Raw genomic sequence first — 8,161 nt, 5'->3', positions numbered from 1 at the left:
TGATTGCGACCATTGGCATCATGTTTGGACATCATAGGCTTTCTCTCCTTAAATTCGTTTTCATAATTCTATTATAAAAGAAAAGACTGTAGACTTCATCCAGAAGTTGGACTTTGTCTACAGTCTGTGCCAATTAATTGGCTTTGGCTCTTCCGTTAAGCCTTCCCTGTAAAATTTTTTTAGCACAAAAAACGGCAAAAGCTGTCGCCTAATTTTTTTCAAAAACATTTTTGTTCCGTAAGAAAGTTTAAGAAAAAATTTGGCTATGCTCTTGCCGTTGTTCTAAATATTTTAATGGTATAAATCAAAGCGTCCTTTGGCGAGCATTTCTTTAATGCCGCCGGTTTCTAATAAGGAACGATCCAAAATTGCTTTTTTAATAAAGGAAGCTGGATAGCCTTTAACTTCAGCGGCACCCACTACACCAAAGGCATGGCTGTTACCGATTGAAGCAACTGAGCCTAATGATTTAAAGGTAAACGGTGCAATCGTTTGGCCCTTTAAAGTTGCCAATAAATGCTTGGCTGCATAATGGCCCATTTTCAAAGAAATTTGTGCTGTCGTTGGATAAGGCCGTTTGCTGGCGGCATCCATCACAGCAGAGACATCCCCAATCACATAAATATTTTCATGGTCTGGTGCTGTCAAATGGTCGGTAACAGTCACCCGCCCCCGCCGTTGTTCAAAGCCTGATGCGCCAATCACATGACTGCCGCTGACACCAGTTGTCCAAATAATGGTTTTGGCGGTTAATTCTTTTAGAGCTTTGGTTTCTGCATCATCTTGATAGACGACAGTATCGGCTTTAATTTCTTTAATTGGTTTGCCGGTTAACAATTGAACACCCCAAGATTTTAAATGGTCAATCCCGTAGGCAGCCAATTTTTCAGAAAACATCGGTAAGAGATGGTCAACCGCTTCGACACAATAAATTTGAATGTCTTCTGGTTTGACACCGGCAATTTGTGCGTATTCTTTGCGGCCTTCCACTAAGGCGCCCAAAAGCTCAATTCCGGTGAAGCCTGCACCACAGACAACAATTTTTAAATAGTTTTCGTCTTTGGTTTCTTGATATTTTTGCATCATTGCCAGAATATGTTGGTGAACAGCGTCAGCCGTTTCAACATTGACCATTGGTAGTGCAAATTCTTCGACACCGGCAATGCCAAATGATTCTGACTCAAAGCCTAGAGCGACGATTAAATAATTGTAATTAATTTCTTTACCGTCTGCTAAGAGAACCGTTTGCTTTTCCGCATCAATTTTTGCGACTTCCCCTTTGATAAAGGTCGTCTTATTACTTTCCACCACATCTTCAATCAAGTAGCTGATTGATTCTTTGCTTTGGGTACCTGCCGCAACCTCATGCAAATCTGTAGCTTCATAATGATAATCGTTTTTGTCAATCAGTGTGATGTGCAAATCATCGGCCTTTTGCAGTGCTTTTAACGCCCGCAGACCCGCATAACCAGCACCTAAAATGACTACTTCCATCTTATTTTCCTCCTCTAATTTAGTGACAGGCAAACTTGTCTATCAGCTTGCTAACTTAAAACATACCGATTGCAAAGGTGACCACTTGAACTAACGCGCCAATCGCTAGAATCCGTACAGCATTGATAAAAGTTTGACTTTTAATCTGAACTTTTAGAAAGCTGCGAATTTGTTTTACAATCACTGGCAAAGCTAAAAAGCTTAGTAGCATAGTCCATGGAGCGATGCCGAATACAACGGCGAAAATTAAGGCCGCCCCTGCAATTAAGTTCATAAATAAGAATAACGCTAAAGCGCGTTTTTTTCCAAGATAATGAACGATTGTGAAGCGATTATTTTTTTCGTCCTCTTCTAGGTCGCAAATATTGTTGGCTAACATCAAATTAGCAATCCACATTGTATTAGGTAATGCAATTAAGGCAATTGAGCCCAGCGTCGCTAAATTCCATTGAAAAACATCAGAGGTATTCAGATAAACACAGATGAGCGAAATCATCATCCCCATTGTAAAGCCGGAAAAAAATTCTCCTAAAGGCAGACTCGACAGCGGCTTTGGTCCGGAAGAATAAAAAATTCCTACTAAATAGCAATAAAGCCCCATAAAAAAAAGCGGCCAGCCGACATAATAGGCCAAGACAATGCCCATAACAGCCGAAATCACAATCATCGTCACCATCATATTAAAAACTAATTTCAAGGATAAATTTTCCCGACCGATAATATTGGTTTTTTCCCGATAATCATGGACTTCGGTGGCGTGGTGGTAATCATTGTAATTATCTAAAATATCGACCGCCATATTAAAAATCACCATTGCGATGAAGTACAACACCACATAGCCCACCCGCACCTCGTGATAATTGTACCAACTGTAACAAAGGCCGATAAAAAACGGCAAAATACTCGCCGTTTTTGCTTTTATTTCCACTAATTCTAAAAATACCGATAATTTCATTTCCGACTCCTTTTATGTTTCTGCCAATTCTCTGTGAGTAAAAGCTTCCTTCTTTATTTTCAGCCAAAAGAATCTTGGCAGATTAATTGTATTTCCGATAACTTCCATGTACAATAAAGCCGTACTAGCCGACTGTCAAAGGTGGACTAGCTTTTTTCTTTGTTTGCTTAAAAACAAATGCATTACGGCGTCACAGCTGGAGTTGAGAAAGGATTTACACATGTTTTCTTATTGGGATCAATACCCTAATATTAATACCCGTCTGACTGAGGTTTGTCAATTAATTGAACAGCGACTGACGGTCCGCAACCGGGAAATCTCGGCGGCTTTTTTAAAAATGAATCGGTCTGGTGGCAAACTTTTGCGGCCGGCTTTCTTTTATATCTTTGCAGAAATGGGCGAAAACGCGCCTGAGAATGCGCAGAATTTAGTCAAAGTGGCGGCATCTTTAGAGCTGTTGCATATGGCGAGCTTAATCCACGACGACATCATTGATGATTCGCCATTGCGGCGGGGCACAATTACCCTGCAATCCGAATTTGGTAAGGATATTGCTGTCTATGCCGGCGATTATTTATTTACAGTTTTCTTTGAATTGGTGACAGAAGCCATCGACAATCAACAATTATTATTGCGTAATGCCCGCTCGATGAAAAATTTACTTTTAGGGGAATTAGACCAGATGAACAGCCGCTTCAATGCGGAAGAAACGCTGGCGGATTATTTTCAAACGATTGACGGCAAAACGGCGGAATTATTTGCCTTGAGTTGTTTGGAGGGGGCTTATTTTGCTGGCATGACCGCAGAAGTTCAACAGTTAGCCGAAAATATCGGCCGCAATATCGGTCTAGCCTTTCAAATTTACGATGATATTTTAGATTATACGGCGACATCGGCCGAGTTGCATAAGCCAATTTTAGAGGATTTGGCTCAAGGGGTTTATACGCTACCCTTACTTTTGGCGAAGGAAAAAAATCCCGTTGCCTTCAGCTTCTACTTTGAAAAAGGCCATTTAATCAGCGAATCTGAAGCAAAAGAAATTGCACAATTAGTAGTGGCCAACGATGGTGTCTTAGCAGCCAAAAAATACGCCAATGATTTTTCAGCCCAAGCACTGGCAGATATTGAAAAACTGCCAGCAGGTAAATCAAAAAAACAATTATTAAAACTAACGAAATTATTATTGAAACGCAGTCATTAAAAAACAGTGAAGGGGTAAAAGTGCCCTTCACTGTTTTTGATTTATTTTTGCTAGGTGAATTACTGAAAAATCAGCCTAAATTTGTCTGCATCACTGTTTTCCTGCAGGACTTTTTGAATTCAGCCGAATAACAATCAGCAATACCACACCGATAAAAAGGGATGAGAGACTGCCTACTGCTAAGTAGAAACTGATGGTTTTGGCAAACTCAAAAAATTGGGTAAAACTACAGAGGATAGCCAAAGTAATGCCCATCCAACAGAAACCGTTTCTAATCGTTCCGTATTTTTCTTCCATTACTTTACTCCTTGGTTTAAAATACTCTTCAAACATTTTTTCCAAAATCACAACAAGCTAGTCGTTTAAACTAATCTTTAGTAAAACCAAATTTACGATAGCTGACCATAAAAATAGCGATGGCGACGACAAAGCTGCCGAATAAAACTAGCCAATCTTGTGTGGTGAGAGCTCCTCGGTTACCTTCTGAAATCGAGGTAATTAAGTTGGTGACCACTCCTGTATAAAGGAAATCACTGAAGGTTTTCAAGCCCTCCACCATCGTCGAAAACATTGGAACCATCATCAAAACCAGCATAATCATCGTTGCAATATTTCCAGAAGACATTTGATTTTTGGCAAATAAACCAATGACCATGCCAATCACACAGCTGATAAGACTAGCGATAGCTGTAACCACCATAAATAGTGGGATATTAATCAAGTTTAAATCCAAGCCGCTTAAAAATAAAACACAGACGTTAATCACTAGAGACACACAGAAGGTCGGAACAACCGCTGCAATAAAATATTCCAAACTACTGACAGAAGAGGTCATCAAGACCCGCAGTGTATTTTTTTCTTTTTCCTTAGCCAGCATGTTAGCCGGCATCAACAGAGAAATCATCACAATATTAAAGGTTACCCCTAAATTTAAGACCATGCTAAAAATAGAAGTCGGTGGGGTTTCTCCGGCCAGCATATTTTCATACAACAGACGAAACCCAACCACCATTGCCGGTACTAAGATAGCACTCAGCAAAAAGGTTTTATTTTTCAGCAGCTCTTTAAATTTGAAAATAGTTAAAGCGCCGGTTTTTTGTAGTGACATATTCATTAGCTTAACTCCCTTCCAGTAACTTCTAAAAAGACTGATTCCAGTGTCGGTTCACAGGAATGAATGGTTTCTAGTAAATCTTCTGAAATCCATTCGGAAATCTGGCGGATATTTTCCGGTGTCTGTTCCAGTACGTACTCTTCGCTGGAATTGAGCATCACCCGATATTGCTTGTTAGTGTTATAGCGCAGACAAACTTCCTGCGGAGTGCCAAACTCAACAATATGGCCTTCATTTAATAAAGCCACATGATTACATAGCTTGGTGGCTTCTTCCATATTATGGGTGGTCAGAAAAATCCCCATGCCCGCTTCTTTTAATTCCAACAGTAAACGGTGTATTTCTAGCGCTGTGGTGGGATCTAAGCCAGAAGTCGGTTCATCTAAAAATAAAAGTTTCGGTTGATGCAAAACGGCCCGGGCTAAAATCAAGCGCTGTCCTTGACCCTTGGATAATTTTCCTGCTAATTGATTTTTTTGTTCAGTCAATCCAACGCGGTCAATTAACTCGTTGACCCGTTCTTTTTTTACCTTTAATAGATTGGCAAACAGCATCAAGTTGTCAAATACGCTGAATTCTTCATAAAAACCAGAAGCATCTGTGACAATACCGATTTGCTCATAAATTTTTTCGTTGATTTTTCGAGTATCTTGACCGAGGATAACCGCTTCCCCACTGGTTTGCGTCATTTGTCCTGTCAAAATTTTAATGGTTGTCGTTTTCCCAGCCCCAGATGGTCCTAAAAACCCTAAAATTTCGCCTTCAGAAATGGTCATATTAATATCCTTTAAGGCTTCTTTGTTGCCAAAGCTTTTGGAAATATGTTTTAACTTTAATAATTGCGTCATCTTTTTCAGCTCCTTTGACAATAGTTTAAGGCAGTTGCCCTTTAACCGGCTATAACTGTCAAAAAAAGACCGAATTTTGTCATTTTCGGTCTTTAATAGCTAAATTTAGTTTTACCAATCGTCAAAATTTGAATAAATTGCCCGTCTCTAAGACGAGTCTCGCTGACAATATGAGGATAGCGGGACAAAATCTCCTTGAGATTGCCTAAACCTAAACCACGATTTTTCCCCTTAGTTGAATAGCCACTCTGCCAGATTTTTTGCAAATCCAAGGAAGAATCTTCGACAGGATTTTTTACTAAGATAATCAACTCTTCATCCTGGATAAAGGCCACCTGCACTTGTTTCTTTTCGGTCTTTGCGGCAGCCTCAAGCGCATTATCCAGTAAAATCCCCAGACTGCGCAGCAAATCACTGCTCTCCATGGCAATCGAAGCAATCGGTTCAATTGCTTCGATTATCAGCTGTACGCCATTTTTTTCACCTGCGACGATTTTTGTCATCAAGAGAGTCTTGACCTCAATATTTTTAATATTGGTCAGCTGGTTGGCCTGTTGAATACTCAGCTGCAGCCCTTGATCCATTTTCAGCAATTTTTGACTGATGTACTTCTGCGCGGCTGCCAAATCCCCCGCCTCCATATGGGCGTAAGCACCAGCTGCGACATTTTTATAATCATGTTGAATTTTACGCAGTTCCTGTTGAATTTTCTCTAACCGATTGACATAGATTTGTTGCTGCTGCACTAAAAGCTCTGAATTTTTTAAGCGCTGCTCTCTAAAATACTGCCAAAAAAGAAAGAGACTTAACGCCAGCACTAATAAATACGAAGCCCCCCAAAAAATCAGCGTCACCATGGATTGATTTTGCGCAGACTGTAAAACTGAGTGGATGATAACTTGCAAAATAAAATAGACAACAAGACTGATGATAAATGTAAAGTTGGGAAAGGCTAAGACCTTTTGGAAAATGCGAAAGGCCTTCCTTCTAGAAAACCATTGAAAAAAGAAAATGATGGCCGCAGCAGACAACAGCCCATCTCCTAAAACGTAAGCATAATATCCCCAAGTCGTGTTTAAGAAAGACTGTAACAAGAGCCGTAAAATTGCCGCTGAAAAAACTTGAAAAAAGCTGACAAATAACGACACACAGACAAAAACAAAAAAGATGATGCGCTTTTTAACCTGCGGAAAAATGTACTGGTGAACAAAAATACCCACGATAGTTGTCAGCACATCGACGGCCATAATAATGGCAGTAAAGCTCAGCCATGTTTGAATTTCTAGAAACGGCAAGTACGCTAGCATTGCTGTCAGACCGCCGTAAAGAGATAACCCTGCGTAAATCAGCCATTTATATTTTCTAGGGCTGACGGTTCGGGTCAAATTACGAATACCTAAATAAATGGCCACCTGCCAGCTAAAATTCATGATGGTTGTGATGACCACAACACTGATTAATCCCATAATAACCCCTCATTTTTGTGGAGTGCCAAATATTCCTTCAATGCCCGCTTGCCTTGCCGGGATAATAAGCAGGTGGCGTTATTTTGCATAACCAATTGATTGTCGCCGAAATTGATTTCTGCAATACTACTGGCCTTGACCAAATAAGAGCGATGGACTTTAATAAAATCAGCGCCGACTTCCTCTTGAACCTTTTTTAAATCTCCACGAAATTCAATCCGCCGATTTTTCGAATGAAGGACTAACCGATGGGGAGCAGCTGTTTCAAAAAAGATAATCTCAGCTAGCGGGATTTGATAACTAGTGTCCCCTGTAATTGTATAATAAGTCTGCTCACTACTAATATCACTCGAAATCAGCTGATTGATGTCGCTCAGACACTGTTGCACCTGCTGTTTTAATAATTCCGGCTGATCTTTTTCTAAATAGCTCATCGCCTCCAGACGATATTTAAAAGTCTCAAAAATCAGCTCTTCATGGGTAGTAACAAAGACTAAAAAGCCTCTGGCATCCAGTTTGCGGATTTCTTTGGCCAAGGTAAAGCCGTTATAATCTGGACGCTGTAAATCCACGTCAAAGAAATAAATTGCTGGCTGCTGCTGGTTTTCCCGATGTTTGATTACAGCACAAGGATCCGCTGTCGCCAAGACAATCTCCATATCATAATCATAAATCAATAAAAAATTTTCAATCATTTTCTGCAGAAATTCACGGGCCGGCCGCTCATCCTCACAAATATAAATTGGTACCATTCAAACACCCCTATAATCCTTTTCCTTTTTCTAACCAACCAATAAAATTCAAACCAACAGAGAAGCAGAGTTTGCTAATAGCTAAAGCAGAGCTAAACTTCATGAACCCTATCTAGCAAAAGCCACGAAATATTATCAATCTGCTTTTGAGACCTAATGGGCCGCAGAAGCACACATATTTTTTCGTAGGTTGCTTGACCATAGAAACAAACAATCTATAGCGCAGGATTTCAACCAGTAAAAAGACTAATGTCACAATTTTTGATTATTTTCAGTATTGCATCTCAGTTGAAATACCTAAAAAAAATTCTCTTCATCTGCACCACTCTTG

General features: G+C 40.0%; 8 protein-coding genes. 1 reads left to right on the top strand and 7 read right to left on the bottom strand.

The genetic code is table 11. The features are described from left to right. Window positions 1–291 precede the first annotated feature (291 nt). Together ACYSNU_RS16970 and ACYSNU_RS16965 are read right to left on the bottom strand one after the other, a co-directional pair. Entirely contained in the window at window positions 292–1,494 is a 1,203-nt protein-coding gene (locus ACYSNU_RS16970) for an NAD(P)/FAD-dependent oxidoreductase (protein ID WP_461738351.1), read from the bottom strand. A 55-nt stretch (window positions 1,495–1,549) separates the two neighbouring features. Continuing rightward, the gene (locus ACYSNU_RS16965; RefSeq protein ID WP_461738350.1) at window positions 1,550–2,449 is read right to left on the bottom strand and encodes a 1,4-dihydroxy-2-naphthoate polyprenyltransferase; all 900 of its coding nucleotides are present in this window, start codon (window positions 2,447–2,449) and stop codon (window positions 1,550–1,552) included. 220 nt (window positions 2,450–2,669) lie between these two features. On the opposite strand from ACYSNU_RS16965, the gene ACYSNU_RS16960 reads away from it, so the two are divergent. Next, window positions 2,670–3,650 (top strand): polyprenyl synthetase family protein, encoded by a 981-nt coding sequence (locus ACYSNU_RS16960; protein ID WP_461738349.1) that lies wholly within the window; start codon window positions 2,670–2,672, stop codon window positions 3,648–3,650. 90 nt (window positions 3,651–3,740) lie between these two features. Here the strand turns inward: ACYSNU_RS16960 and ACYSNU_RS16955 are convergent, their stop codons facing one another. From ACYSNU_RS16955 to ACYSNU_RS16935, 5 genes are all read right to left on the bottom strand, one after another. After that, window positions 3,741–3,947 carry a hypothetical protein gene (locus ACYSNU_RS16955; protein ID WP_461738348.1) on the bottom strand — a complete coding sequence of 69 codons (207 nt, stop codon included), beginning with the start codon at window positions 3,945–3,947 and terminating at the stop codon, window positions 3,741–3,743. 70 nt (window positions 3,948–4,017) lie between these two features. Next, complete coding sequence (locus tag ACYSNU_RS16950; protein ID WP_461738347.1) at window positions 4,018–4,764, bottom strand: ABC transporter permease; 747 nt, start codon at window positions 4,762–4,764, stop codon at window positions 4,018–4,020. Beyond that, a complete protein-coding gene (locus tag ACYSNU_RS16945) occupies window positions 4,764–5,612 on the bottom strand; it encodes an ABC transporter ATP-binding protein (protein WP_461738346.1) in 849 nt (282 codons plus the stop codon). Before ACYSNU_RS16945 ends, ACYSNU_RS16950 begins: the two co-directional genes overlap by 1 nt. Before the next feature lie 92 nt (window positions 5,613–5,704). Beyond that, entirely contained in the window at window positions 5,705–7,078 is a 1,374-nt protein-coding gene (locus tag ACYSNU_RS16940) for a sensor histidine kinase (RefSeq protein WP_461738345.1), read from the bottom strand. Beyond that, on the bottom strand, window positions 7,069–7,830 hold the full coding sequence (locus ACYSNU_RS16935) for a LytR/AlgR family response regulator transcription factor (protein WP_461738344.1): 762 nt from the start codon (window positions 7,828–7,830) through the stop codon (window positions 7,069–7,071). Before ACYSNU_RS16935 ends, ACYSNU_RS16940 begins: the two co-directional genes overlap by 10 nt. Window positions 7,831–8,161: the final 331 nt, after the last annotated feature.

This window comes from Enterococcus sp. LJL120 (genome assembly GCF_054871765.1).
Note: the sequence above shows the minus strand (reverse complement) of the source record. Positions and strands in the feature narration are given on the sequence as shown.